This is a genomic window from Pseudomonas sp. 2(2015) (genome assembly GCF_000955865.1).
Classification (GTDB): Bacteria; Pseudomonadota; Gammaproteobacteria; order Pseudomonadales; family Pseudomonadaceae; genus Aquipseudomonas.
Genome location: NZ_JYOF01000071.1, coordinates 1 through 749, shown reverse-complemented (window position 1 = coordinate 749; position 749 = coordinate 1). Strand labels below are relative to the sequence as shown.

Here is a 749-nt window from a genome sequence, read left to right as displayed (position 1 = left end):
CTCAGCTGCAATATGCACTGCCGCGTCTGACGGGACAAGGGATCAACCTTTCCCGGCAAGGCGGAGGAATTGGGGCAAGAGGTCCCGGGGAAACGAAACTGGAAACCGACCGCCGCCATATCAGAAATCGCATTCATGAAATCAACACACAGCTTTCCACTGTCATTCGCCATAGAAGCCGATACCGTGAAAGAAGAAAGAAAAACGGTGTGCTTCAAATTGCGCTTGTCGGCTATACAAACGCAGGGAAATCAACATGGTTCAACCGCCTGACGAGTGCTGACAGCTATGAAGAAGACCTCCTGTTTGCCACGCTGGACCCGATGACCAGAAAAATGGTCCTGCCAAGCGGCTACAGTGTTCTTCTTTCAGATACAGTAGGATTTATTCAGGATCTTCCGACGACATTGATTGCTGCATTCCGCTCAACGCTTGAGGAAGTAAAAGAAGCGGATTTAATTCTGCATTTAATTGATTCTTCAAATGAGGATTATGCGGGACATGAAAAAACAGTGCTTCGGCTGCTTGAGGAGCTTGAAGCAGATGATATCCCGATGCTGACGGCTTACAATAAACGTGATCAAAAACTGCCTGATTTTATACCGACCGCCGGAAGGGATCACATTATGGTCAGTGCGAAATTTGAGGACGACGCTGCAGCCTTTAAAGAAGCGATTCAGCGCTATTTGCGCCAAGAACTGTTAACGTCTTGAATTCTGGAAAAAAAAAAAAAAAAAAAAAAAAAAAAA

Annotated in this window: 1 protein-coding gene; it reads left to right on the top strand. The window is 45.9% G+C overall.

Going from position 1 to position 749, the window contains the following annotated elements; genetic code table 11:
- A partial coding sequence (hflX, locus tag UB48_RS26980) for a GTPase HflX (protein ID WP_275560939.1) occupies window positions 1–713 on the top strand: 713 nt, incomplete at its 5' end.
- Between the last annotated feature and the right edge of the window lie 36 nt (window positions 714–749).